Here is a 25,552-nt window from a genome sequence, read left to right as displayed (position 1 = left end):
AAGCCAACCACACGCAAAGGAAAAGCAGATGATCACCGTTCTGTGCGTTGAAGACGAAAAAGACGTCCGCGAACTGATCGTGGAGGAACTGGAAGAGGCCGGCATGCATGTGCTGCAGGCGGAAAACGGCAAGGAAGGCCTGGAGACGATCCTGGAGCAGCGCCCGGACATCGTGATCTCCGACATCACCATGCCGGAGATGGACGGCATTGCCATGCTGGGCGAGTTGCAGATCAACTATCCGCAATTCTCCAACATGCCCTTCATTTTCCTGACCGCGCTGGCCGACCGCGAGAAGATGATCGAGGGCCTTGGCGCCGGCGCCGAAAGCTATCTCACCAAGCCGATCGATTTCGACGTGCTGATGGCCAAGATCCACGGGCTGGTGGTGCGCATCGAAAATCGCGTGGCGGCCGGGCTGGAGTTCTGAAGAGCCAGTCCGTGACATGCCGCCTCCCGTTCCGCTATGAAGGCAGGGAACGGAGGAGACGGGGATGCAGGCACTGCTCGATGCCATCCGAAACAGGGAGCCTGTCAGCGGCATGCGCTTTGACGGGGAGGAACTGCAGGAGGCCGACCTCTGCGAGGCGGAATTTCGCGCCTGCCGGTTTTCCAACTGTCGTTTCGACGAGGCGATACTTCGCCGTGTGAAATTCGTGGGCTGCATCTTCGAGCATTGCAGCTTTCGCGACAGCGTGATCGAGGACTGCATTTTCTCGGAGGGCGAGACCGGCACACAGTGGCGCTATTGCGATCTCTCCAAGGCAGAGATCCGCCGCAGCAATCTCAGCCTCAACACCATGATCGGCAGCACAGCCTATCTGACTGCCTTTGCCGACTGCGCGCTTTCAGGCGCGAAACTCGATCTCGACACGCAGCGCAAGATCCGCACGCAGGTGATCGCCGGCGGCGTGCAGTTTATGAAATGCAAGCTGCAATATGCCGTTTTCGCCGCTGCGGATTTTCAGGAAAGCGTGTTCGAAAGCTCCGATCTGCGCGACTGCTCGCTTTCGGGCAGCAATCTGCGGCATGCCAGCTTTCGCGGCTCGAGCCTCCACAACATCGATCTTGCCGGAGCAACGCTCGACCATGCGGATCTTTCGCATGCGAGCTTCGACGATTTCGACCTGACCTCGCTTGCATCCTTCCGCGCCACGATCGTGACGCGCGACCAGCACGAGGCGCTGCTCGCCTCGCTCGGCCTCGTCACCGCAGACTGAACGGAAAACCCCGGCAGGACCCCGCCGGGGCTCACGAGCGTCAGGCCGCGCTTTTGTCGATGTTGATGCCGCCGGCATCGGTCAGCAGGAAGGCCTCGCCACAGGCCTTGGCGAGCGTGCGAACCCTGAGAATGTAGCTCTGGCGTTCCGTGACCGAGATCACGCCGCGGGCATCGAGAAGGTTGAACACGTGGGAGGCCTTGATGCACTGGTCATAGGCCGGGAACACGCACTTGTGCAGGCGCTGGTTGGCATTGTCGCCCGGCGCGCCGGCCGCCAGAAGTGCGGCACATTCGCGCTCGGCATCCTCGAAATGGCGCAGCAGCATCTCGGTATTGGCAAATTCGAAGTTGTGGCGGGAATATTCCTGCTCGGCCTGCAGGAAGACGTCGCCATAGGAAATCTTTTCCTCGCCCTCGCGGCCGTTGAAATTGAGGTCGTAGACATTGTCGACGCCCTGCACATACATGGCCAGACGCTCCAGACCATAGGTCAACTCGCCCGCGACCGGCGAGCATTCGATGCCGCAGACCTGCTGGAAGTAAGTGAACTGCGAGACTTCCATGCCGTCGCACCAGCATTCCCAGCCAAGGCCCCAGGCGCCGAGCGTCGGGCTTTCCCAGTCGTCCTCGACAAACCGGATGTCGTGCAGCAGCGGATCGAGGCCGATGGCGGCGAGCGAGCCGAGATAAAGCTCCTGCAGGTTGGACGGGTTCGGCTTCAGGATCACCTGATACTGGTAGTAGTGCTGCAACCGGTTCGGATTTTCGCCGTAGCGACCATCGGACGGACGGCGCGAGGGCTGCACATAGGCAGCCTTCCACGGCTTGGGCCCAAGCGCGCGCAGCGTGGTGGCCGGATGAAAGGTGCCGGCGCCCACTTCCATGTCATAGGGCTGCAGCACCGCGCAGCCCTTGTCGGCCCAGTAATTGTGCAGCGTCAGGATCAGCGCCTGAAAGGAGCGCTTCGGGTCCATGTGCGGGGCAAGAGACGTGGTCATGGCAATGTCCGGCCTGTTTTATGAAACGTGCGCCGTCTGGTGCCACGGCGGGCCGGAAGGGTCAAGCAGGGTCACGCATTCTCGCTGCACCCGGCACATCCTCACGGTCTGGCAAGACTGTATTTCGGACCTTCCAGCGTCTCTGTGTCGTACCGTGCCAGAAAACCGCTCGCAAAGAGCCGCAGGGCAGCAGCCCTCCCCCGGGTCGGTTCAGATCACAGGGGCGACAGCGAAGCGATTTTCGCCTAGACTGGCCCTCTTCCGGCGAGGGCCCGACATGAACGTGAAAACCACCATCGAACTGCCCGAACATCTGCTGCGACATGCCGAACGGCTGGTGGCGGAAGGCCGCTATCCCTCGATCGACAGCGTGCTGACCGACAGCATGGAACGGATGCTCGGCGAACAGGACGCCGAAGATCCGCTGACCGACATGGCCGAGGAGATTCGCCGCCGCGCCGCCTTGCCGGCGGATCAGTGGGTGACCTGGGATGGCTCTTCTGTGGCCGCACGCATCAAGGCACGGCTGGACGAGAAGTACGGCTCCCCAGAATGAGTTACCATGTCGTTAGCCATCCTCAGGTGGAGCAGGATATCTTCGACATCGTGGATTACATCGTCCCCTTTGCAGGGCTTGCAAGCGCCAGAAAGGCAACCGACGACATTACCGGCTTCATCACCAGGCTCGGCGATTTTCCAAAGATTGGCAGTCTGCGCCATGACATCCGGCCCGGACTACGCGCCGTTGCGGTGCGCGAGGCCGTGATCTGCTTCGTCGTAGACGATGAGACGGCGACCGTCACGATCCTCTGCGTCGGCTTCGCCGGCAGTGACTGGATGCGGCGCGTCAAAGACCGTAGCTGATGAGGTTTATGATACCGGCACGTCCCGGCCGTGCTCCAGCGCCTTTCGTCTCTCGCCATCCCGCAGCAAAGCCGCCGGCCACCGGCCTGACCTCGCGGAAATCTAATCCTCTTCCCGCTGCACGCGATATTCGCCGGTCGCCGGATCCTTCACCAGCGTGCCGATGGCGCCGGTCTGGCGCTCGCGTTCCTGCTCGCGCCGCCGACGCGCCAGTTTTTCGGCGTCGGCCACAAACTTGCGATAGAGAAGCCATCCGCCGCCGGCCACGATGGCGATAAACAGAAGTTGCGGCATGAGACCTCCCCGCGATCAGAGCCCGTAACGGCTCCACAATGCCCGGTCTTCGAGGGTCGCGGCAAGCCCTGCGGCGGCCGATGCGGCAATCTCGCCACCGCGATCAGCACCGCCGAAGAGGACGCCCGGCACGCGGCGGCCGAACAGGCCGCGGCTGGCGCCCACCAGTTCCAGCCGGGTCTTCGGCCCGTAGCGGCGCTTCAGAACCTCGCGCATTTCGCCGATACCATCGACGAGCCCGAGATCGACGCCGCGCAGCCCCGTCCAGAACAGGCCGGAAAAGATCGTCGCATCATCGGCCAGCCGCTCGCCGCGGCGCATCTTCACCATGTCGATGAAGATCTTGTGGATCTCGAGCTGAAGCGTCTTCAGGTATTCGATGTCGCCTTCCTTCTCAGGCTGGAAGGGGTCGAGGATCACCTTGTTCTCGCCGGCGGTATAGACGCGGCGCTCCACGCCGATCTTCTTCAAGAGTTCGGGAAAGCCGAAGCCACCGGACACCACGCCGATCGAACCGACGATGGAGGTCGGATCGACCAGGATCTCGTCGCCGGCGAGCGCGATCATGTAGCCGCCGGAGGCCGCGACATCCTCGACGAAGACCAGCACGCGCTTGTTCTTCTCCTCCGCCAGCGCCCGGATGCGCTGGTAGATCAGCCGCGACTGGACGGGCGAACCGCCCGGAGAATTGATGGAGATCGCCACGACCGGCGCATCCTTGCGCGAGAAGGCCCGTTCGAGGGAACCCGCCACATTGGCAAGGTTGAGCGCCGGACGAAACTGGCTGCCGCCGGCCATGATCGTGCCATGCAGTCGAACCACGGGAATGGTGACACCTTCCTTGCGCAGCCGCTTCGGTATCCACCGCGTCCAGAACCCTGCCATGTCGTCTCCTGCATCAACCTGTTTGCGGAGATGTATGCAATGGAACGGCAGGCGCAATGGCCGCCGTCATAAATTCCGCGTCAGCGGCAACCCGCACCGCCCGGAGCAACCTTGGTACGAAGAAGCTCACGCTTGCCAAACGAATTGCGAGAAAATGCTATTGCGAATGAGTTGCATTAATGATTGTCTGACCATGAGACAGAATTCGGAGGCAGACATGGATCAGGCGGCAGGCGGCAGAGGCTGGCGCGAAGACGCGGGCGAACCGGCGCTGTCGGATGTGCATGGCTCGATCCGGGTGCGGCGGCACGGGCCGGGCTGGCGCAAGGCGCTCTCCTTCATCGGCCCCGGCTATCTGGTGGCGGTCGGCTACATGGACCCCGGCAACTGGGCGACCTCGCTCGCCGGCGGCTCGCAATTCGGCTATACGCTGCTCTTCGTGGTGCTCACCTCCAGCCTGATGGCCATGCTGCTGCAGGCGCTGGCCGCACGGCTGGCGATCGCCACCGGCCGCGACCTTGCCCGCGCCTGCCGCGACAGCTATCCGCGCCCCGTCACCATCGCGCTCTGGCTGCTGGCGGAGATCGCCATCGTCGCGACCGACATTGCCGAGGTGATCGGCACGGCCATCGGCATCCAGCTCGTGTTCGGCATTCCGCTGGAAGCCGGCGTGCTGATCACCGCGCTCGACGTTTTCCTGGTCCTGATGCTGCAGAAGCTCGGCTTCCGCTGGATCGAAGCCTTCGTGATCGCGCTGACGGCAATCATCGGCACCTGTTTCGGCATCCAGCTGTTTCTGGCGCAACCGGACTGGGCCGGCGTCGGGCTGGGTTTCCTGCCCTCCGGCGGCATCGTGCAGAATCCGGAGATGCTCTATATCGCCATCGGCATCATCGGCGCCACCGTGATGCCCCACAACCTCTATCTGCATTCCGGCATCCTGCAGACGCGTCAGCTGCCTGAGGATACGGCCGGCAAGCGCGAGGCGCTGCGCTACAGCACACTGGATTCGACCGTGGCGCTCTCCTTCGCGCTGCTGGTCAATGCGGCGATCCTGATCCTCGCCGCTGCCGCCTTCCATGCGCATGGCAAAACCGATGTGGCCGAACTCGGCGATGCGCACACATTGCTCGCCCCCCTTCTCGGCAGCGCGCTGGCGCCGGTGCTGTTCGGCGTGGCGCTGTTGTGCAGCGGGCTGAATTCCACCACCACCGCGACGCTGGCCGGCCAGATCGTCATGGAAGGCTTCGTCAGGCTGAAGGTCAGACCCTGGGTCAGGCGGCTCGCAACGCGCGCGCTTGCCATCGTGCCCGCCGCCCTCGTGGCGCTCTGGTATGGCGAGAAGGGCACCGCCGAGCTGCTGATCCTCAGCCAGGTGGTGCTGAGCCTGCAATTGCCCTTCGCGATCTTTCCGCTGGTCTTCTTCACCGCCAGCCGCGACAAGATGGGCGCGCTTGCCGCCCCCCGCTGGGTCACGCTCGCAGCACTTTCGATTGCCGTGCTGATCACCGGGCTGAACGTAAGGCTGGTGGCCGATGTGCTTTCGGGTGCCGGCGGCTGACGGCCCGGAAATCGACCGGTCAGCGGCGCGGATAGGCCGTTCGGCCGTTGTTCAGGTCATCCACGAAGTCCGTGAAGGCGTGGCCTTCCTGCGCATGCATGACGAGCGGCGCACGCCATTTCAGCCGGGCGCGCGAGCCCTTGATCGCGGTGACGAGCAGGCGGATCGCGTCCTCGCCAGGGCGCGGATGGATCGCCGTCAGTTCCAGCCCGCCAAAACGCCGGCCGCAGGCGGCAAGGATCTCGCCGACCGATTCCGGCCGCGCGATCAGCGACAATTGCCCGCCCGGCACCATGATCGCACCGGCGGTGCGCAGCCAGCCCTCGAACAGGGCTTCGGTCATGGCATGCGCTTCCGCCTTCAGCGCATCCGGCGTGCGCCGGTCGCGCCCGTCATTGAAGGGCGGGTTCATGATGACGTGGTGGAAATGATCGTCGGGCAGGCCGGCCGCGACGCGCGCCCTGCCCTTCAGCGTCACATCCGCCTCCACCACCTGCACGCGGTCCGCGAGGAACGCGTTTTCGGCAAGCTGCAGGGTGCGGCGCGCATAGTCGGCCATCAACGGCGAGCGCTCCACCAGCGTCACCTCGGCACGCGGCAGCCGCGCGGCCACGCCAAGACCGGCCGCACCCGCGCCGGCGCCGAGGTCGGCCACCCGCACCGGCCGCTCGTCTGCCACCAGTGCTGCCAGCATCATCGCATCCATGCCGGCCCGGTGGCCGCCATTCTTCGGCTGCAGCAGGTGGAAGCGGCCACGATGGAAGGCGTCCAGCGTGTCAGTCATCGCCATCCCTCAGCTCGGCGCCGAGCCCGGCATCGAAGAGCAGCCGACGTGCCGCCGGCTCCCTCTCCGTCTCCACCAGAAGGCGGCGCGGCAGGAGGCCGAGCGAACCTTCGAGTATGCTCATGGACTGATCGGCCACCAGGCAGGGAATGCCGGCATCCTTCAGCAGACTCGCCGCGTAGGAGAGCAGGACCGCGTCATTGGCGCGGATCAGTTCTTTCATGGGGCAAACCCCCTCAAATCTAGGTCATAATTCCGTTTGCCCCTTGCCGGGCCATGCGCCCCTTTCTATTGTCCGGCACAAATTTTGAACAGGAGGCCATTTCATTGGGCGTCGTTATTCCGCTCGAAGAGGGCAAAAACAAGCAGGCATCCGTCAAGCCGCTGGTCGATCTGACGAAGGCGGACATGGATCGGGTCAACCAGCTGATCCTGTCGAAGGCCGGATCTGATGTGCAGATGATCCCGGAGGTCGCCAATCACCTGATCTCGTCGGGGGGCAAAAGGCTGCGCCCGATGCTGACGCTGGCGGCAGCCCAGATGTTCGGCTACGAGGGCGAGGGCCATATCCGGCTGGCGACCAGCGTGGAATTCATGCACACCGCAACGCTGCTGCATGACGACGTGGTGGACGAAAGCGACATGCGCCGCGGCAAGTCCACCGCCCGCATGATCTGGGGCAACCAGGCCAGCGTTCTGGTGGGCGACTTCCTGCTCGGCCAGGCCTTCAAGATGATGGTCGATGTCGGGTCGCTGGACGCGCTCGACGTGCTTGCCTCCGCAGCCGCCGTGATTGCCGAAGGCGAGGTGCTGCAGCTCTCGGTCGCCAAGAACATGGAAACGACGGAGGATGACTATCTGGCCGTCATCCGCGCCAAGACGGCAGCCCTGTTTGCCGCCGCAGCGGAAGTGGGGCCGATCATCGCGGCCACCGACAAGGCCACCCGCGGCGCGCTGAAATCCTATGGCATGAACCTCGGCCTCGCCTTCCAGCTGGTCGATGACGTGCTGGATTACGGTGGCAAGGCTGCCGATCTCGGCAAGAATGTCGGCGACGATTTCCGCGAAGGCAAGATCACGCTGCCGGTCATCCTCTCCTATCGTCGCGGCACGGCCGACGAACGCGCCTTCTGGAAAACGGCGATCGAACAGGGCGAGAGCACCGACGAGAACCTGGCGCGCGCCCTGACCCTGATCGGCAAGTACAATGGCCTCGGCGACACCATTGCGCGGGCCAAGCATTACGGCACGATCGCGCGCGATGCGCTGTCGCCGTTGCCGGAATCGGCCCACAAGGCCGCGCTGATGGAAGTGATCGACTTCTGCATCGAGCGCGTAAACTGAGCATTGCGGGGGGCTTTTGATCCCCCGCGGCAACGGCGAGATTCTTGCGGAGCTGCTCTAAAAAAGCCATTCTGTGGTGAATCATCGGCCGAGGATTCCCATGGCAGCCACAGTGCTGCCGACAGCTTTTCATGAGAGGCACCTTCATGCGGCAGAAACTCGCCCATCGTCTGCTTTCCAGCGCGGCCTTCGGCGCCGTGCTTCTGCTGGCGACGGCAACGCCTCATCTGGCCGGCGCACAGGACCAGACGCAGCAACCTGCCGTCACCCAGCCCGTCGCCGCACCCGCCAATGATCCGGTAACCGAAGAGCCCGCCTTCGACGCCAGCCGCGTGAACAGTTTTTCAGGCGCCTTCCTGGCTGCCCGCACGGCCGATGTCGACCATGACTACGCAACAGCCATCGCGCTTTACCGCAAGGCGCTCGATTTCGACCCGGCCAATCTCGACATCCGCGAACGGCTGATGATCTCGCTCCTGATGAACGGCGAATTCGACGAGAGCCTGAAGCAGGTGGATGCGCTGAAGGAAGACACCTCGGTGGAGCGCATCACCAAGATCGTGCGTGGCCTCGATGCCATTCGCAAGGGCGATTATCAGGAAGCCGAGAAGGTGCTGGCCTACAAGGGCCTGAACGATCTCGACCGGCTGACGCAGGCGCTGATATCCGCCTGGGCCAAGGTTGGCGCCGGCAAGGGCAAGGACGCCATCAGCCTCGTCAAGGGTCTCAAGGGGCCGGACTGGTTCAAGGTGTTCACCGATTACCAGATCGGCAGCATGGCGCTGATGTCCGGCGACGATGCGACCGCCCGGACCTATCTGAAGGCGGCGATCACCAGCGAGGAAGGTGTGGCCACCACGCCGGATACCTTCATGCGCGCCGTGATGGCGCTCGCCCGGATGGAAGCCGCCGATGGCCGCAAGCAGCAGGCACTCGATGCCATTTCCGTGGCCGAGCGGCTGGTGACAAATTACGCGCCGCTGAAGGCGCTCCGCCAGAGCATCGAAAAGGGCGAGAAGCCCGAGCAGCAGGTGACCAATGCCGTGGAAGGCGCTGCCAGCGTGCTGTTTTCCGTCGGCAGCGCGCTGAACCGCCAGGGCGCGGAGGAAATGGTCTCGCTCTATCTGCAAATGTCGCATGCACTCGATCCGAAGAGCGCCGACACGCTGATCCTGCTTGGCGGCATTGCCGAGAAGCTGGAGCAGCCGAAGCAGGCAATCGAGCTGTACGGCCGGGTGCCGGAAGGCTCTCCCATGCGCCGCATTTCCGAGCTGCAGCTTGGCCTGACGCTGGCCCAGTCAGGCGATGTGGCCGGGGCGCGCCAGCACCTGCAGTCCCTGATCGCCTCCGACCCGACCGACCTTCGCAGCTACATCGCCTATGGCAGCGTTCTCTCCGATGCCAAGGACTATGCGGAAATGGCGCGCAACTACGACCGCGCCGTCGACGTGGTCGGCCCCGTGCCGCGCCAGTCCGACTGGTCGATCTTCTTCCAGCGCGGCATTGCCTATGAACGGTTGAAGGAATGGGACAAGGCGGAACCGAATTTCCGCAAGGCGCTGGAGCTAAATCCGGACCAGCCCTCGGTTCTCAACTATCTCGGCTATTCCTGGGTCGACATGAACCGCAATCTCGACGAGGGCCTGGAGATGATCCGCAAGGCCGTCGAGCTGCGTCCCGATGACGGCTACATCGTCGATTCGCTCGGCTGGGCCTATTATCGTCTCGGCCGCTACGACGAGGCGGTGGAAGAGCTGGAGCGAGCCGTGGAACTGCGCGCCGGCGATGCCGCGATCAACGACCATCTGGGCGATGCCTACTGGCGCGTGGGCCGCAAGCTCGAGGCAAAATACCAGTGGCAGCGCGCGCTGACCATGAAGCCGGAGCTGACGGAAATTCCGAAGATCGAGCAGAAGATCCGCGAGGGTCTTGCCGATGCCGGCCCGCCGCCGGTGAAGACCGCCATGGCCTCGCCTGCGGCGACCGCACCTGCCGTTGCCGCGCAGCAGGATGCGACAAGCGACGCAAAGCCCTCCAACTACACGGTCAATGACGGCGACACGCTGTGGAAGATTGCGGTGGAGCAGCTCGGCGACGGCGACCGGTTCCGCGAGTTGATCCGGGCCAATCCGGCGCTTCGTCGCAACCCGGACCGGCTGTTCCCCGGCCAGGTGCTGGAACTGCCGGGCCCCGCCAACTGAGACCCTCCGACCAGAGTGACATCCTGAGGCAATGACAGGCAGCATCCGCGAAACGGCGCCGGCCAAGATCAATCTGGCGCTGCACGTTACCGGCCGCCGGGCGGATGGCTATCATCTGCTCGACAGCCTGGTGACCTTTGCCACCGATGGCGACGGACTGCATCTGAGCCCGGCTTCTGAGGATAGCTTTCGCGTGACGGGCCGGTTCGGCGCGCTTCTCGGCGAAGCCCAGGACAATCTCGTCATTCGCGCGCGCGACCTTTTGCGCACAGTCGTTCGGTCCACCGGCCACGCGACGCCGCCGGTGGCGATCACGCTCGATAAGGCGCTGCCCATCGCCTCCGGCATCGGCGGCGGATCGGCGGATGCAGCGGCCACCCTGCGCGGCCTCTGCCGTCTCTGGAATATCCGCCTGCCGGACGACGCCATGAAGGCACTGGCGCTGTCGCTGGGGGCCGATGTGCCGATGTGTCTTGCCAGCCGGCCCGCTCTGGCGCGCGGCATCGGCGAGGAGCTGACCCCCGTTCCGGCTCTCCCGAGCCTGGCGCTGGTGCTGGTCAATCCGCTGGTCTCGGTCTCGACGCCGGAGATCTTTCGCCGTCTGGAGTGGCGCGACAACGATCCGATGCCGCCGCTGCCCGTCGATCGGCAGGCCGACTGGACGGCTTTCCTCGCCAGCCAGCGCAACGATCTCGAGCCGCCGGCCCGCGCCTTGGTCGATGAAATCGTCACGGTGTCCGGAGCGCTTGCGGCCAGCGGAGCGTCACTGGTGCGGATGTCCGGCTCCGGCGCCACCTGCTTCGGCCTCTATGCGGCACCCGCCGAGGCGGAGCGTGCCGCCCGCAGGCTGACGGAACAGCATCCGCTCTGGTATGTTCAGCCAACGAGCACCGTTTGCGGAGAGTGAGTGATGAACCGTCTTGATGAAAGCCGCCCCTTCATTCCGGTCGGCATTGCCGTGCTGACGGTGTCGGACACACGGACCCTCGCCGACGACCGCTCCGGCGATACGCTGGTGGCGCGCATTGCCGAGGCCGGCCACCGGCTGGTGACGCGCGCCATCGTGCCGGATGATCGCGACGCCATTTTCGAGACCGTGCGCAACTGGACGCTGGCGGACGGGATCGACGTGGTGATCACGACAGGCGGAACCGGCTTTACCGGCCGCGACGTGACGCCCGAAGCACTGGAGCCGCTGTTCGAGAAGCGGATGGACGGCTTTTCCGAGGTGTTCCACCGCATCTCCTACGACAAGATCGGCACCTCGACGATCCAGTCGCGCGCGACGGGCGGTGTTGCCAACGCCACCTTCATCTTCGTGCTGCCGGGATCGCCCGGCGCCTGCAAGGATGCCTGGGACGGCATTCTGAAAGCCCAGCTCGACTACCGGCACATGCCCTGCAATTTCGTGGAGATCATGCCGCGGCTGGACGAACACCTGCGGCGCGGTGGCAAGGGCTGAACAGCCTCAACCGCGGGCCGCCCAGGCCGGCACCATTTCGCTCACCAGCCGAAAGGCGCGCGTCTGGCTTCTCGCGAGATCGGCAAGCCCCATGCCGGCGCGCGTTCGCGCCAGGGCTTCCGCCTTCTGCACGACAAGGCCGTGCTCCAGCGGGGCCGGCCGCGTGACAAGCCGCGCCACCAGCGAACGGCGGTGATTGCGGGACGGCGAAAAGCGGGCCGCCTGACGGTTCATCGCCATATGTTCGGCCACCTCGTCGATCCAGCCGATCTGCGGGCGGGCGCCGGGCTCGATCAGCAGCAGCCATTCGCCGCGGGTAGCACGCAACACATCATCAAGCCGCCAGTCCACATGGAAACGGCAGCCGGCGGCATCCGCGACCCTTGACGAGGCATCCTGCGAGCCGCGATCGAGCACGCTGACATCGCTGACGAGACCTTCCACGGCACCCGCCACCAGCACGGACAGGGTCTGCGCCAGCTCGGTTTCCTGATCTTTGCATTCCATCAGCACACTCAGCATGTCTCCTGCTTTATCGCATCGCAGCAGGAATTGCCACAAAGCCGTCATGCCGAATTTGTTCTTGCAATGTTCTCTTTTCTGCCCTACCAATAGAGCCACGGTGATCGTTGAATCGGCCGCAGGAGTTTCCCATGAACGAGCTGTCCCATTTGCGGCAGGACGCCCTTGCGCCTGCCCACACGGCGGATATTGCCGATGCCCTGGTGCAATCCTCGGGGCTCAGGATCGACATCGACCGGCGGCGCGGGCGCGGCGCGGGGCTGAACCCCAGCGGTCGTTTCGAGAGCGAACGGCGCGAGGCCTTTGACGACGGCTGGCAGACGCTGGAGGAGCTGGAGCCCTTCCGCACCGAGGTGCAGGTGGAAAAGCCGCGGACGATCATCACGCGCAACGAATCTCCCGACATTCCCTTCGACCGCTCGGTGAACCCCTATCGCGGCTGCGAGCATGGCTGCATCTATTGCTTTGCACGCCCCACTCACAGCTATATGGGCCTTTCGGCGGGCCTCGACTTCGAGGCAAAACTGTTTGCCAAGCCGGATGCGCCGAGACTGCTGGAGCGGGAACTCAGCCGGCAGGACTACAAGGTCCGGACGATCGCCATCGGCACCAATACCGACCCCTACCAGCCGATCGAGCGCGAATGGCGAGTGATGCGGCAGATGCTGGAGGTTCTCGCCAAGGCCGGCCATCCGGTGATGATCGTGACGAAATCGGCGCTGGTGACGCGCGACATCGACATTCTCTCGGAGATGGCGGCCAAGGGGCTCGCCAAGGTGGGGATTTCGGTGACGACTCTGGACCGCAAGCTGGCCCGCAGCATGGAGCCGCGCGCGGCAACGCCGACACGGCGGCTGGAAGCGATCCGGCAGCTGACGGAAGCCGGTATCCCGACCAGCGTTCTGGTGGCCCCCGTCATCCCGGCGCTGAACGACCACGAGATCGAACGCATCCTTGACGCCGCCAGGGCTGCGGGCGCGACGGAAGCGAGCTACGTGCTGCTGCGCCTGCCGCTGGAGGTAAGCCCCCTCTTCCGCGACTGGCTGTTGCGCCACTATCCGGACCGCTATCGCCATGTGATGTCGCTGGTGCGCTCCATGCGCGGCGGCAAGGATTACGACGCCGAGTTCGGCAAGCGCATGAAGGGTGCCGGTCCCTATGCCTGGCAGATCTCGCGGCGCTTTGAACTGGCCACCAAGCGTCTCGGCCTCGGCCGCCGCGGCATGCCACTGCGCGACGACCTGTTCGTGCCGCCGGCGGGCGGCGGCGTGCAGCTGTCGCTGCTCTGATGGAGGCATTCGCGCCTCGTGTTGGGCGCAGGCAGCGGGCAAGCAGGGCATCGCGCCGGAGGGACATAAGGTGGTGGCGGATCATACCGTCTCCCCCAGCCTCGGAGGGGGGAAATCCCAGACAACGTGGCGTTCTCATCCCGACTGTCCATGCTCTGAAGTGACCGAGACGGCGGCCCGGCCTGGAACACACAGGTAAAAGTGCGTCAGCGGTTTGCGTTCGGACTGCGCGACAACAGAGAATGGAGCCTTTCGTGTCATCCGCTGTCACCGAACGGCTCTGGAATGAATGAGACCAAAGGTCTTCGGCACGGTCCACCGCCTCATCCGTGCCGGAACACCCCGGCCCGCCTTCCCCTAGGGCGGTCGTAAGCGTTGCCGCATGATACGCTTGGCCGGGGCTTGCAGGGGGTCGGGTGCGCGTGCCAGTTTCCGCCGCATGTCACTGAACACGCCACCCGATTCTCCCCGCCTCTTCGACGAGGTCCCTCTCGCTCCCGATTTCAGCCTGGAGCTTGCCGCCCGGCGAGCCGGTCACTGGCCGGTTGCCGGCACGGACGAGGCAGGTCGGGGCCCGCTTGCCGGTCCTGTCGTGGCGGCCGCCGTCATTCTCGACCCCGATCACATCCCCTTAGGTCTCAACGATTCCAAGCAATTGTCGCTGAAAGTGCGGGAACGGCTGTATGACGAGATCATGGCGACCGCCCATGTGGCGATCGCCTCGTCCGGCCCGCGGCATATCGACGAAAAAAACATCTTGCGAGCGAGCCTCGACGCCATGCGCCGCGCTGTCCTGTCGCTTCCGGTGGCGCCGGCGATGGTTCTGGCCGATGGCCGCGATGTGCCGCCGGGCATCTGTTGTCCGGGCCGCGCGGTGATCAAGGGCGATTCCCGCTCGCTGTCGATTGCGGCGGCTTCCATCATTGCGAAGGTGATGCGGGACCGCATGATGGAGCGCGCGCATGCCGTCTACCCCGCCTATGGCTTTGCCGGCCATGCCGGCTATGGAACAGCCCGGCACCGCGCCGCCATCCTGAGCGACGGCCCCTGCCCGCTGCACCGCATGAGCTTTCGCCCGCTGCGCCGGGATTGAGCGCGCTCGTCCCTGCTCAAACCTTTGACCATCCACGGGACAACGTGTGCCTGACGCTGACTGCCCGCGCGTCCTGGTCCATTTGTGTCGCAGCCAGCCGCGACAGTCTTGATCGCGCGCCTCGTGCCGCGATCAAGACTGCCGTCCACTGATCCATATTGCTGTCAGAATGCTTGCAAGCCCCACAGACCGGAACCGGCGACATGCGATCATCTGCAGCAAAACATGCATGAAATCTGCGGACGGCGACGACAGGACCAAAGCCAAGGGAACCGGCAGCAGGTCGAGGAGGATGGTGCGGTTCCCCGAAAATGCTGCAAACGAAAAAGCCGGACCCCAGGCCCGGCTTTCAAATCACATCGGGATGGCGCCCGGACCGATCTCAGTTCAGGCGCGACTTCACCTGACCAACCGACTGCGCAAACAGCGACTGCTGAACCGAGGCATCAGCCTTGGCGGCAATCACCTTCTGGGCGGCAGCCACGGCCAGATCGACGGCGGCGGAGCGCACGGCGCCGATGGCGTCTGCCTCGGCCTGGCGGATCTTCTGTTCGGAGAGTGCATTGCGGCGGGCGACGAACTCTTCCGTCTTCTGCCGTGCTTCCTCGGTCAGCGCTGCGGCTTCACGCTCGGCAACAGCCAGAATGTGGGCGGCTTCCGCTTCCGCTTCCTTGCGCTTGCGCTGGTATTCGGCGAGCAGCGCCTGGGCTTCCTCGCGCAGACGCTTGGCCTGCTCCAGCTCGTCACGAATGTTGTCGGCGCGCTTGTCGAGGGCCTGGCCGATCATGCCCGGCACCTTGAGATAGGCGATCAGGGCAAGGAAGAGAACGAGGCCGACAAAGGCGAAAAATGTTGCATCAAATGCCATGGTCGATCACGCCTCCACCTTGGCGGCAGCAACTGCAGCCTTGACGTCTTCCGGGGTTGCCTTGGCACCGATCAGCTGATCGACGATCGCGGCAGCTGTATCCTCGGCAATCGAGCCGACCTCTGCAAAGGCACGGGCCTTGATGTCGGCGATACGGGCTTCCGCAGCCGACAGCTTGGCGGACAGCTCGGCTTCGATCGATGCACGATCGGCAGCAGCCTTCGCCTTGGCGGCGTCACGGGCCTGATCGGCAATGCTGCCGGCCTTGGCGCGGGCAGCCGCGAGTTCCTTTTCATAGGTCTCGACGGCGGCGTCTGCTTCCGCCTTCAGGCGCGAGGCCTCATCGAGATCCTGGGCAATCCGGTCATGGCGGTGTTCGAGAATGCCGCCGACGCGGGGCACGATCACCTTCTGCATGACCAGATAGAAGAACCCGAAGGTGATGACCAGCCACAGAAGCTGCGACGGGTAGGTCGACTGGTCAAACGGCGGAAATACGCCGGTACCATGTTCGCCATGGGCCACGCCGGTTTCCGTGTGCACGTTGCCAGCTGCTCCATGGGTTTCGCCATTGGCCGGCGCGCCGTCCTGCGCGAATGCCGGTGTCACGAACATCATCACCTCCAGGGGTATTCAATAGAGAAGATCACGGCGCGCCGTTGAACCGCGCGGCCGTGATCCCATACGGTTTGCCGGCTATCAGACGGCGAACAGCAGGAGGAGAGCTACGAGCAGCGAGAAGATGCCCAGAGCTTCCGTAACGGCGAAGCCGAATACCAGACGGCCGAACTGGCTGTCAGCGGCAGACGGGTTGCGCAGAGCGCCGGAGAGGTAGTTGCCGAAGATGTTGCCGAGGCCGAGAGCCGTGCCGGCCATGCCAAAGCAAGCCAGACCTGCACCGATGAACTTTGCTGCTTCCGCTTCCATGTGAATGCTCCTTCGAATGGGTTGTTGCGGCGGATGACTGACGCTTCAATACGCCAATGTCGCTCCTCAGTGGCCGCCCGGATGGACCGCGTCGTTGAGGTACATGCATGTCAGCACCGCAAAGACGTAGGCCTGCAGGAAGGCTACGAGGAATTCGAGACCGGTCAGAGCGACCGTCATGATCAGGGGCAGGATCGCGCCACCGATTCCGATTGCGCCAAGGGCTCCGAGCGACACGACGAAGCCGGAGAACACCTTGAGCGTGATGTGTCCCGCCAGCATGTTGGCGAAAAGACGAACCGACAGCGAAATCGGACGGGACAGGAAACTGATGATTTCAATGGCCACCACCAGCGGCAGAAGCACGCCCGGAACGCCGCTCGGAACGAACACGTTCAGGAAATGCAGGCCATGCTTGTAGAAGCCATAGACGAGAACCGTGCCGATGACGAACAGCGCCAGCGCGAAGGTGACGATGATCTGGCTGGTCACGGTAAAGAAGTAAGGGAACATGCCGAGCAGGTTTGCCGTCAGCACGAACATGAACAGCGAGAACACCATCGGGAAGAATTTCATCCCGTGGCTGCCCGCCCCTTCACGCAGCATGGAGGCAATGAACTCGTAGGACATTTCCGCAACCGACTGGGCGCGCGACGGAACGAGGCCACGGCTGGACGTCGAGAAATACAGGAAGCCGGCGGCGCAGGCCACCGTGGCCACCATGAACAGCGAGGCATTGGTGAACGAGAAGTCCATGCCACCGATCTCAATCGGCACGATCTTCGAGATCTGGAACTGATGGGTCGGATCGTTAGACACCGCTCTACCTTCTTTCTTCCTTGCACCCGCCACAATCGGCAGATTAACTCATCACGTCGTTTTACCGATCGTCCTTGCGGTCACCCGGCCGAAGAGGCCCCGGCTGGGCAACCACGCCCAGGCTCCGCATGACGTTCAGCACTCCGGCACAGAAACCGAGAAGAAGAAGAATGATCATCCCCCACGGCGTCGTCCCGGCAAAACGGTCGACCACATAGCCGAGCACGGCCCCAACGGCGATGGCAGCGATGAATTCCGATGAAATCTTCAGCCCGAGCGCCATGCCTTTACGGCTTTCCTCGGACCGGCTTTCCCTGGCCTTCCCCACTGCCTCGCCTTTTGCCCTCTCTGCCAGTTTGGCGGAAAGATCCTTGCGGCGCTGCTCCAGACTGTCGTCGCGGTCCCCGGTCATGCATCCCCCTGGCCTTGCCTGCCCTGACCGAAAGATCAAAGCCTCTCTCGAAGCCCGGGAAATAGCGCCTTCCGGCCCGTTTCGAAGTCGCGCGCACCATAGTTTTGCGCGCACCCATAGTCAAGGCGTCAAAAGACGCTCATCCAGAACAAATTAACCGCGAATTTTCAATCGTTTAAGTCACAACCGGATCAAGTCGCGATCCGTTGTTGAGGGAATCACACATTTCAGCTCCAGCCGCCGCCATGGGTGCGGTAGAAAACGTGAAGCCCGATGCGGCCGACCTTTTCCATGCTTCTGGCCCAGGAGGGCCGCACATAGACGGCGTGATAGTGAGTGGCGGAGCCGACTTCCGGCAGCCAGATCTTGCCGGCCGTCACGGCGATCGCCACCTCGCGCGCGGTTGCCCAGTGCTCGCGGGAGCGGACGCGGTCACGGATGTCGTCGCAGGCAAAGGAGAACTGGCAGCGGTTGCGCCAGTCCTTGTTCTGGTAGACGACGCCGCAGATCGTGTGGGGATAGGCGGGATTGCGCACGCGGTTGAGGATGACCTGCGCCACCGCCGCCTGCCCCTTCACCGATTCCCCGCGTGCCTCGAAATAGATGCCCGACGCCAGGCACTGCTGCTCTTCCGGCGCAAAGACAGTGGCCGGCAGGGCAGTTGCGGCCCAGGCATGGTCATGCGGGCCGATCTCCGGCACGAAGCGCCCTTCGTCGGCCGGCTTGCCCAGCAGCGCATCGAAAGGGGAACGGCCGGGCTTTCGGGCGATCGAAGGCGCATAGGCGCTCGCCAGGATGTCGCCTCCCGGATTGGTGACGAGACTGGCCACCATCGGCGAGAGGCCGAGATCGAGCTGCCGGGGTTTCGGCCGGTAGAATTCGAAGGAGGCCATCTCGACCATGGCCGGCACCGGATCGGCGGGCGCGAAAGCGACGCGCTCGGCCGCCTGGGCCGGCGGAGCGAGCAGCGAACTGCTGCGCTGGAGAATGGAACCGGCAGTAAAATCCTTCGGCGGCTGCATGCGCTCCACCGCAATCACCCGGCCGCGCTTGGCGCCACGGGTGACGCGCTCCTCATCCGGCACGAGGCCGGATTTTTCGCCGGGCGCGGTGAAGGCGATGCGGCGACCGTCCGGCATTAGCATGCCGGCCCCTTCGACCATCCGCGCCTCGCTTTTGGGAAAGGCAAGCTCCGCGACATGCAGCGAGCCGGCGGGCGAATCCGTCAGCACCATGCGCCACTGGCTGCCGGGATGGACATCGCCGGACAAGAGGCCGGACAGATCCGCCTGCGCCGGAATGGAGGGTACGATCAGCCAGGCGGCAAGGCCGAAGACGATGGGCGAGGCCCACCGGTCCATCAGGGAGGCCCCCCTCCTTCTCGAACGCTTTTGACGCACACCGCAACTCCAACGCACAATCTTTCGAATGCGCGAAGGATCTAATATTAACCTAAATGGAGGGTTAACGCCCTGGTTTTCCCGGGGTCGGGGCCGGCGCTACGGCCCCGAGGACGGATGAACCTGCCCCGAAATGCGTCAGATGATGACGTGCGAGCCGAGTTCCACCACACGGTTGGCCGGCAGGTGGAAATAGTCGGACGGATCGGAGGCGGCATTGGCGAGCGCGATGAACAGCCGGTCCTGCCACATGGGCATGCCCGATTCAGCATCCGGCACCAGCTTGCGCCGTCCCAGATAGAAGGAGGTGGCCATGATGTCGAACTTGAAGCCACATTTGCGCAAGTAGGCGAGCGCCTGCGACACGTTTTGCGACTGCATGAAGCCGAAGCGCAGCTCGACCAGCACGAAGCGATCCGACATCTTCTCCACATGGAAGCAATGTTCCTGCGAGACGCGCGGCTTGTTGACCGTGCGGATCGTCAGGATGACGTTCTTCTCGTGCAGCACATGGTTGTGCTTGAGATTGTGCATCAGCGCTGCCGGCGCCGATTCCGGATCGCTGGTGAGGAAGATCGCCGTGCCCGGCACGCTGACCGGGGCGTTCTGGCTCTTCTTCTCGATCGAGCGCTCGATGGATTCGGCAAAGATCGCCAGCGGCACGTCGGTGCGCTTCATCTTGTCGGCCAGGATGTCGGTACCCCGACGCCAGGTCCACATGATCACGGTAAAGGCAGAAGCCATCAGCACCGGCACATAGCCGCCGTCGTGGATCTTCAGCAGATTGGCGCCGAGGAAAACCATCTCGAGCAGCAGAAGCGGTGCCAGCGCAAGTGCCGCCACCCAGCGCGGCCAGTGCCAGCGGGCACGCACGAATTCGAAGGCCATCAGGGTGGTGACCACCATGGCGCCGGTGACCGAGATACCGTAGGCGGTGGCCAGCGCATCCGAGCTTTCGAAGCCCAGCACCAGCGCCAGTACGCCGATCAACAGCACCATGTTGACGCCCGGCAGGAAGATCTGCCCGGTATTGGTTTCCGAGGTGAAGAGGATTTCCATGCGCGGCAGATAGCCGAGATGGATCGCCTGACGCACCAGCGAGAAGGCGCCGGTAATGACGGCCTGGCTGGCGATGATGGTGGCCGCCGTTGCCAGAAGCACGACCGGGATCAGCGCCCAACTCGGAAACATCAGGTAGAAGGGATTGGACATCGCTTCCGGCTGCTTCAGGATCAGCGCGCCCTGGCCGAGATAGTTCAGCGTCAACGCCGGAAAGACGAGCGCGAACCAGGCCCACTGGATCGGACGACGACCGAAATGGCCGAGATCCGCATAGAGCGCTTCCGCGCCGGTGACCGTCAGGAAGACGGCGCCGAGCACCACGAAGCCGACGAAGCGTTCCTGGATGAGGAAGGTGACGGCATGCAGCGGGTTGAGCGCCCACAGGATGCTGAGATCATCGGTGATATGGGCAATGCCACCTGCGCCCATTACCAGGAACCAGATGGCGGTGATCGGGCCGAAGAAGCGCGCGACAAGCCCCGTTCCATGCGACTGGATGGCAAAGAGGGCAATCAGGATGACGATCGAAATCGGCACCACCGCCTCGTCGAGCGCGGGCGTGATGAGCTTCACGCCCTCGACGGCCGACAGGACGGAGAGCGCCGGCGTGATCATCGCATCCCCCATGAAGAGAGCGGCGCCGATCAGGCCGAGCATCATCAGCACGGCCCTGTTGCTGCCGGCCGTCTTCATCAGCATGGCCAGCAGCGACAGTGTCCCGCCCTCGCCGTGGTTGTCGGCCCTCAGCAGGAAGAGCACGTATTTCAGGGTGACGATGATCGTCAGCGTCCAGATCATCAGCGAGATGATGCCGATCACTTCGGCCTGCGTGACACCGTCATAGGAAACGGGCCGCAGCGCTTCGCGGAAGGCGTAGAGCGGACTGGTGCCGATATCGCCATAGACAACGCCGACGGATCCCAGCGCGACCGCCAGGAACTTCTTCAGGCTCTTGTCCTCAGTCAAATGTTCGTCAGCTGCGTGTGACATCCGGTTTTCTGGCCTAGAGCCAGCCTTTCCAGCGGAAGAAGTAGAACGGGACCAGGGCCGAGACCAGCATGGCAAGAAGAGCCCAGGGATAGCCAAAGGTCCAGTCAAGTTCCGGCATCATGCGAAAATTCATGCCGTAGACCGACGCCACCAGCGTCGGCGGCAGGAACACGACCGAGGCAATGGAGAAGATCTTGATGATGGCATTCTGCTCGACATTGATGAGACCGAGCGAAGCATCGAGCAGGAAGGCAATGTTGCCGGCGACGAAGGCGGCATGTTCGGACAGGGTCGCCACGTCGCGGGCCACCGTGCCGCAGAGGCTGTGCAGTTCGCTTTCGGCCGCAATGGCCGGTGCGTTCATCAGGAAGGACAGCACGCGTGACAGCGAGCCGAGGCTGTCGCGCACCTTGCCGACCAGCCGGTGACAGCCGGCGATGTCGGCAAGCTTTCCCTCGAGAAACTTCGGCGGCCGCCGCTTCTCGCGGTCGCGAAAGATATCGATCGACAGGCGATCGACACGGGTGACGGCACCTTCCAGGATCTCGGCCGTGCGATCGACGATCGTTTCGATCAGATGCGCCAGCAGGGAGGCGCCCGTATGATGCGCTTGCGCAGTGCGACCAAGAGCTGCGGTGAACAGACGGAAGGAACGCGGTTCGGCATAGCGGACCGTCAGCAGGCGGCCACCGGCCAGGATGAAGGCGACATCCGTCAGTTCCGGTTCTTCGCTGTCGGCTTTCCAGACCACGGAGCCGGTCATGAAAAGGCCGTTCTTTTCCGTGTAGAGACGACTGGACGGTTCGATGTCCTTCAACTCGTCGCGTGTGGGAACCGAGATGTCGAGCAGCTGCTCGACATAGCTGTCTTCCTCGCGCGTGGGCTCGAAGAGATCGATCCAGACGATGTCCTCAGACAGTGAGCCAACGGGCTGGACAGCGGTCAGCACCGATGGGGAGCCATTGGAACCATAGGCATTGATCAATGCGACGTCTCCGTGCCGGCGCCCGGATTTACCGGCACAATTGAACGTAAGGGGCCAATCTGCAGTTCCCTCGTCCCAAGCGAGACGCGCGTATAAGACCACCGAAAGATTAATGCAAGAGACACGAAGTCCCGATGACGGTCATTCGAAGACGATTGCAGGCGCCGTGCGCGGCGTGCGGCCTGTAAGCTGCTGCCACACGCGGCTGGCGATATCCCTGTAGATCGCGGCAGATGCGCCATCGGGATCCGAGACCACCACCGGCGTTCCGGCATCGGATCGCTCGCGGATATCCATGGTGAGCGGCACCTCGCCGAGGAACGGAACGTCAATGCGCGCGGCCTCCGCTTTTGCGCCGCCATGGCCGAAGATGTCGTAGCGCTTGCCGGTATCGGGCGCCAGGAAATAGCTCATGTTCTCGACGATGCCGAGCAGCGGAACCTCCACCTTGCGGAACATGGCAATGCCCTTGCGTGCATCGATGAGAGCCAGGTCCTGCGGCGTGGACACGATCACCGCGCCGGCGAGCGGCACCTGCTGGGCCATGGTCAGCTGCGCATCGCCGGTGCCGGGCGGCATGTCGACCACGAGAACGTCGAGATCGCCCCAGGCCACTTCGCGCAGCATCTGCAGGATGGCCGACTGCACCATCGGGCCGCGCCAGATCATCGCGGCCTCCTCTTCCACCAGGAAGCCCATGGACATGGCCTTCAGGCCATAATTCTCCATGGGGACGATGATGCGGTTTTCGATCTGCTGCGGACGTCCGGAAATCTTCAGAAGACGCGGCACCGAGGGGCCATAGATATCGGCATCCAGCAGGCCGACCTTCAGGCCGTTCGCCATCATGGCCAGCGCCAGATTGACGGCGGTGGTGGATTTTCCCACGCCGCCCTTGCCCGAGGCCACCGCGATGATGGCGCCAACGCCGGGAACGCCCGCCTTTTGCGGACGCGCCGGCGCTGAGGGCTGACCGGGCGCCCTTGCCTGCGGCGCATGCGAATGGCCCGCATGGGCGCCATGATCATGAGCGCCAGCCTGCGGCTGAGGACGGGCGGGGGCCGCACCGGCCTTGCGATCGGCCGTCAGCGTCACCAGCACGCTGCGCACGCCCTCGATGGACGTCACCGTCTTTTCGGCTGCAATCCGCAGCGGCTCCAGCTCGCGCGCCCGTTCGGCAGGCACGGTGATGGAGAAATAGACCTTCCCATCCGCGATGAAGACATCGGACACCATGTTGAGCGAGACGATATCGCCCTCCAGATCCGGCCCGCGCACCCGGCGCAGCGCCTGGATCACCATGTCCTTCGTCACATCAGCCATCGGGAACTCCCAGAATTGTTGCCGAGGCCCTGTCGTTGGCACGGGCCTCTCGTGTCGCGCGCCGGCCCGCAAGGGCGGCCCCGCGGTCGTGCCGGCTCGGACTTATAGGTGGTGCGTCCGGGGTGGAGCAACAAGTATTAAGCCGCCGTCCGGGACATGCGGCGATCTGACGACGCGCAATGCCCGGACGACGGCTTTTTCTTGGGTGCGTCTCTTGGGACGCTTTTCAAGTCCCCTCTGGACCTGCGAAGGAAGAAGCAGGATGCGTGCCAGATCCCGAAATTCCGATAAACTGGCACAATTGCCGGTTCAACACCGGCCTTCCGCCACGCTTCTGATGAATTCTTGAGCGCTGCCCGAAATCAAGGCGGAAAAACTGCCCGTCACTTGATCAGGCCGGCCCGCAGGGCCTTGGCAACCGCCTGGCTGCGGTTCACCGCATCGAGCTTCTTGGTGGCGCGGTTCAGGTAGTGATTGACCGTATGCTCGGAGAGTTCGAGGATGTCGGCAATCTCCGCGCTCGTCTTGCCGGCGGCTGTCCAGTTGAGGCAGTCGATCTCCCGCTCGCTGAGCTGGTCGCTGACGCGCACGTCGATGTCGCGGATTTCCGCCAGCCCCTGGTAGACATGCACCGAGAGATACATGAGTTCCACCATCTGCTGCACGGTGAACATCACCCCATCGCCGCAGAAGGAGACGCAGCCACGCTTTCCGGACGAATCATGCACCGGAAAATAGACGCCGCTCGTCAGCCCGAAGCGCTGGAAGAGATCGAAGGATACGGTGTCGCCGCGCTGACGGGCGATATCGGCCATCGAATAGGTAAAGGGCAGCGTCGACGCGCGCAGGCGCTGCAGGATGGGGCTCGACTGCAGAAGCCCGGCCTGATCGAAGTGCGCGAGCAGTTCCGAAGGCCAGTTGGTGATGATTGTATTGCCGGACAGCTCCAGCGTGGTCATCGATGGCAGCTCGCAGACCATGAAGGCGCGGCAGCCATTGCTCTCGGTGACCCGGCGCATGAAGCGGAAGATGTCGAACTGCGTCTTGAGGGATTTCAGTTCTGCCACAAGGGCGGCCACGGAATAGGTGGCGTCAAAGCTCTCGGTCTTATCCATTGTTCATGACAATCTTGGTTAGAAGGCCTCGAAAGCCGGCTCAAGGCCAAACCTCCGAGTGACAGCGCACCGGCAGCAATCAGACCGGTCTTGCGTGGTGCCATCATGGCCGCAATCATCACGACAGAATCATGCCACGATCCGAGAGATTTGACAAACACTCAATTCCGTATCGGGCAAAGAAAAGTGCATGCTAAAACAGCGCTCAGCGACGAGGCCCAAGTCGCTGCAAAGCATCCTGAACAATAGCGCGCGCCGCGGCACAGACATCGTCCGCCCAGGCCTCCAGCTGATCCATGTCGGCACGGAAGGCAGGAGCCGTCACCGAGATGCCGCCGAGGATATTTGCCTCGGGAACGGCAATGGCGGCGGCCACGCACCGGATGCCCGGCTGGTGCTCCTCGAGATCGAAGGCATAGCCGCGGGCACGGATCGCCTCGACCTGCGACAGCAGCGCGCCGGCATCCGCCAGCGTGGCCGGTGTGAAGGTCTGGAAGCGAAGCCGCGACGCGATCTGCGCGAGACGCTCGTCCGGCAGGCAGGAGAGCGCCACCTTGCCGACGCCCGTGCAATAGACCGGCGCGGCATTGCCGACCTGCGAATGCATGCGCACCGCCTGCCGGCTTTCGATCTTGTCGAGATAGATGATCTCGTCCTCGCGCAGCAGGCCGAGATGTACCGTCTCGCCGGTCCGCTCATGCAGATGTTTCAGGTGCGGCTCGGCCACCTGGCGGAAGGAGTGGCGCGACCAGGCGCGCGAGGCAAATTGCAGCAGGCGAAGGCCCGGCGTATAGCCGCCATCCGGCCCGAGTTCGACCAGACCTTCCATGGCAAGATGCCTGAGCTGGCGATGCAGGCTGCCGCGCGGCTGGCCGCTCAGCGTCAGAAGATCGGTGAAGCGCGGCGCCACCTCTGCGCGGGCAATCAGGTCAAGCACGGCGATCGCCTTGCCGAGCGTGCCCGTGTCCGGCCCGTCCGGTTCCGATCCAGTCTCCGTGTCCTGATGCTGGGTCACCAAACATTCCCTCCTGCAGCCTCGCCATCACGGCATGGGTGCTTGACAGTCCCTCCTGATTATAATCTTTATTCCATATAGTCAAACTCAGTTCCACATGATGGAACATCGAGGATC

The 25,552-nt window shown here is 63.7% G+C and carries 27 protein-coding genes and 1 pseudogene; 11 read left to right on the top strand and 17 right to left on the bottom strand.

Annotated elements, in window-relative coordinates:
• Positions 1-28 precede the first annotated feature (28 nt).
• Together FNA46_RS09185 and FNA46_RS09180 are read left to right on the top strand one after the other, a co-directional pair.
• The gene (locus FNA46_RS09185) at positions 29-430 is read left to right on the top strand and encodes a response regulator transcription factor (RefSeq protein ID WP_143124892.1); all 402 of its coding nucleotides are present in this window, start codon (positions 29-31) and stop codon (positions 428-430) included.
• A gap of 64 nt (positions 431-494) precedes the next feature.
• Positions 495-1,220, top strand: a complete 726-nt coding sequence (locus FNA46_RS09180) for a pentapeptide repeat-containing protein (protein ID WP_143124891.1) — start codon at positions 495-497, stop codon at positions 1,218-1,220.
• Between the two features lie 40 nt (positions 1,221-1,260).
• On the opposite strand, the gene FNA46_RS09175 is transcribed toward FNA46_RS09180, so the two are convergent.
• Entirely contained in the window at positions 1,261-2,196 is a 936-nt protein-coding gene (locus FNA46_RS09175) for a glycine--tRNA ligase subunit alpha (RefSeq protein WP_185969788.1), read from the bottom strand.
• A 301-nt stretch (positions 2,197-2,497) separates the two neighbouring features.
• Between FNA46_RS09175 and FNA46_RS09170 the strand changes: the two genes are divergently transcribed.
• Entirely contained in the window at positions 2,498-2,776 is a 279-nt protein-coding gene (locus FNA46_RS09170; protein WP_143124889.1) for a hypothetical protein, read from the top strand.
• A complete protein-coding gene (locus FNA46_RS09165; protein WP_143124888.1) occupies positions 2,773-3,084 on the top strand; it encodes a type II toxin-antitoxin system RelE/ParE family toxin in 312 nt (103 codons plus the stop codon). Before FNA46_RS09170 ends, FNA46_RS09165 begins: the two co-directional genes overlap by 4 nt.
• Before the next feature lie 102 nt (positions 3,085-3,186).
• Here the strand turns inward: FNA46_RS09165 and FNA46_RS09160 are convergent, their stop codons facing one another.
• Positions 3,187-3,378: a hypothetical protein gene (locus tag FNA46_RS09160; RefSeq protein ID WP_143124887.1), complete on the bottom strand. Its 192-nt coding sequence runs from the start codon at positions 3,376-3,378 to the stop codon at positions 3,187-3,189.
• 15 nt (positions 3,379-3,393) lie between these two features.
• Complete coding sequence (locus FNA46_RS09155) at positions 3,394-4,263, bottom strand: S49 family peptidase (RefSeq protein ID WP_143124886.1); 870 nt, start codon at positions 4,261-4,263, stop codon at positions 3,394-3,396.
• A gap of 217 nt (positions 4,264-4,480) precedes the next feature.
• On the opposite strand from FNA46_RS09155, the gene FNA46_RS09150 reads away from it, so the two are divergent.
• The gene (locus FNA46_RS09150) at positions 4,481-5,824 is read left to right on the top strand and encodes an Nramp family divalent metal transporter (protein ID WP_143124885.1); all 1,344 of its coding nucleotides are present in this window, start codon (positions 4,481-4,483) and stop codon (positions 5,822-5,824) included.
• 19 nt (positions 5,825-5,843) lie between these two features.
• Here the strand turns inward: FNA46_RS09150 and FNA46_RS09145 are convergent, their stop codons facing one another.
• Positions 5,844-6,608, bottom strand: coding sequence for a tRNA1(Val) (adenine(37)-N6)-methyltransferase (locus tag FNA46_RS09145; protein WP_143124884.1), 765 nt, complete (start codon positions 6,606-6,608; stop codon positions 5,844-5,846).
• The gene (locus FNA46_RS09140) at positions 6,601-6,831 is read right to left on the bottom strand and encodes a putative signal transducing protein (RefSeq protein ID WP_143124883.1); all 231 of its coding nucleotides are present in this window, start codon (positions 6,829-6,831) and stop codon (positions 6,601-6,603) included. Before FNA46_RS09140 ends, FNA46_RS09145 begins: the two co-directional genes overlap by 8 nt.
• Before the next feature lie 104 nt (positions 6,832-6,935).
• Here FNA46_RS09140 and FNA46_RS09135 point away from each other — a divergent pair, with 104 nt between their 5' ends.
• The 4 genes and pseudogenes from FNA46_RS09135 to moaB all read left to right on the top strand — a co-directional run bounded on the left by FNA46_RS09135 (position 6,936) and on the right by moaB (position 11,615).
• On the top strand, positions 6,936-7,952 hold the full coding sequence (locus FNA46_RS09135; RefSeq protein ID WP_143124882.1) for a polyprenyl synthetase family protein: 1,017 nt from the start codon (positions 6,936-6,938) through the stop codon (positions 7,950-7,952).
• Between the two features lie 146 nt (positions 7,953-8,098).
• Positions 8,099-9,907: pseudogene (locus FNA46_RS09130) on the top strand (tetratricopeptide repeat protein); the annotation flags it as partial.
• Between the two features lie 277 nt (positions 9,908-10,184).
• Entirely contained in the window at positions 10,185-11,060 is an 876-nt protein-coding gene (locus FNA46_RS09125; RefSeq protein ID WP_143124880.1) for a 4-(cytidine 5'-diphospho)-2-C-methyl-D-erythritol kinase, read from the top strand.
• A gap of 3 nt (positions 11,061-11,063) precedes the next feature.
• Positions 11,064-11,615: a molybdenum cofactor biosynthesis protein B gene (gene moaB / locus FNA46_RS09120; protein ID WP_143124879.1), complete on the top strand. Its 552-nt coding sequence runs from the start codon at positions 11,064-11,066 to the stop codon at positions 11,613-11,615.
• Between the two features lie 6 nt (positions 11,616-11,621).
• Here the strand turns inward: moaB and FNA46_RS09115 are convergent, their stop codons facing one another.
• Complete coding sequence (locus FNA46_RS09115; protein ID WP_143124878.1) at positions 11,622-12,137, bottom strand: glycosyl transferase; 516 nt, start codon at positions 12,135-12,137, stop codon at positions 11,622-11,624.
• A gap of 131 nt (positions 12,138-12,268) precedes the next feature.
• Here FNA46_RS09115 and FNA46_RS09110 point away from each other — a divergent pair, with 131 nt between their 5' ends.
• Together FNA46_RS09110 and FNA46_RS09105 are read left to right on the top strand one after the other, a co-directional pair.
• A complete protein-coding gene (locus FNA46_RS09110; protein WP_143124877.1) occupies positions 12,269-13,426 on the top strand; it encodes a PA0069 family radical SAM protein in 1,158 nt (385 codons plus the stop codon).
• Between the two features lie 439 nt (positions 13,427-13,865).
• Entirely contained in the window at positions 13,866-14,519 is a 654-nt protein-coding gene (locus FNA46_RS09105; protein WP_143124876.1) for a ribonuclease HII, read from the top strand.
• A gap of 382 nt (positions 14,520-14,901) precedes the next feature.
• On the opposite strand, the gene FNA46_RS09100 is transcribed toward FNA46_RS09105, so the two are convergent.
• The 11 genes from FNA46_RS09100 to FNA46_RS09050 form a co-directional block, all read right to left on the bottom strand.
• Positions 14,902-15,387, bottom strand: a complete 486-nt coding sequence (locus FNA46_RS09100; RefSeq protein ID WP_143124875.1) for a F0F1 ATP synthase subunit B — start codon at positions 15,385-15,387, stop codon at positions 14,902-14,904.
• 6 nt (positions 15,388-15,393) lie between these two features.
• Positions 15,394-16,002 carry a F0F1 ATP synthase subunit B gene (locus tag FNA46_RS09095; protein ID WP_143124874.1) on the bottom strand — a complete coding sequence of 203 codons (609 nt, stop codon included), beginning with the start codon at positions 16,000-16,002 and terminating at the stop codon, positions 15,394-15,396.
• An 84-nt stretch (positions 16,003-16,086) separates the two neighbouring features.
• Entirely contained in the window at positions 16,087-16,314 is a 228-nt protein-coding gene (locus tag FNA46_RS09090; RefSeq protein ID WP_010026583.1) for a F0F1 ATP synthase subunit C, read from the bottom strand.
• A 66-nt stretch (positions 16,315-16,380) separates the two neighbouring features.
• Entirely contained in the window at positions 16,381-17,133 is a 753-nt protein-coding gene (locus FNA46_RS09085) for a F0F1 ATP synthase subunit A (RefSeq protein ID WP_143124873.1), read from the bottom strand.
• Between the two features lie 61 nt (positions 17,134-17,194).
• Positions 17,195-17,545 carry an AtpZ/AtpI family protein gene (locus FNA46_RS09080; protein WP_143124872.1) on the bottom strand — a complete coding sequence of 117 codons (351 nt, stop codon included), beginning with the start codon at positions 17,543-17,545 and terminating at the stop codon, positions 17,195-17,197.
• A 227-nt stretch (positions 17,546-17,772) separates the two neighbouring features.
• On the bottom strand, positions 17,773-18,906 hold the full coding sequence (locus tag FNA46_RS09075) for a cell wall hydrolase (RefSeq protein WP_143124871.1): 1,134 nt from the start codon (positions 18,904-18,906) through the stop codon (positions 17,773-17,775).
• A gap of 177 nt (positions 18,907-19,083) precedes the next feature.
• Complete coding sequence (locus tag FNA46_RS09070; RefSeq protein WP_143124870.1) at positions 19,084-20,997, bottom strand: potassium transporter Kup; 1,914 nt, start codon at positions 20,995-20,997, stop codon at positions 19,084-19,086.
• Between the two features lie 13 nt (positions 20,998-21,010).
• Positions 21,011-21,982: a magnesium transporter CorA family protein gene (locus FNA46_RS09065; RefSeq protein WP_143124869.1), complete on the bottom strand. Its 972-nt coding sequence runs from the start codon at positions 21,980-21,982 to the stop codon at positions 21,011-21,013.
• Positions 21,983-22,123: 141 nt separating this feature from the next.
• Positions 22,124-23,305, bottom strand: a complete 1,182-nt coding sequence (locus tag FNA46_RS09060; protein ID WP_143124868.1) for a P-loop NTPase — start codon at positions 23,303-23,305, stop codon at positions 22,124-22,126.
• Positions 23,306-23,688: 383 nt separating this feature from the next.
• Positions 23,689-24,420: a helix-turn-helix transcriptional regulator gene (locus FNA46_RS09055; RefSeq protein ID WP_143124867.1), complete on the bottom strand. Its 732-nt coding sequence runs from the start codon at positions 24,418-24,420 to the stop codon at positions 23,689-23,691.
• A gap of 205 nt (positions 24,421-24,625) precedes the next feature.
• Positions 24,626-25,435, bottom strand: coding sequence for an IclR family transcriptional regulator (locus FNA46_RS09050; protein ID WP_143124866.1), 810 nt, complete (start codon positions 25,433-25,435; stop codon positions 24,626-24,628).
• Positions 25,436-25,552: the final 117 nt, after the last annotated feature.

Source organism: Affinirhizobium straminoryzae (assembly GCF_007004135.1).
In the GTDB taxonomy this organism is placed as follows: Bacteria; Pseudomonadota; Alphaproteobacteria; order Rhizobiales; family Rhizobiaceae; genus Neorhizobium; species Neorhizobium straminoryzae.
Note: the sequence above shows the minus strand (reverse complement) of the source record. Positions and strands in the feature narration are given on the sequence as shown.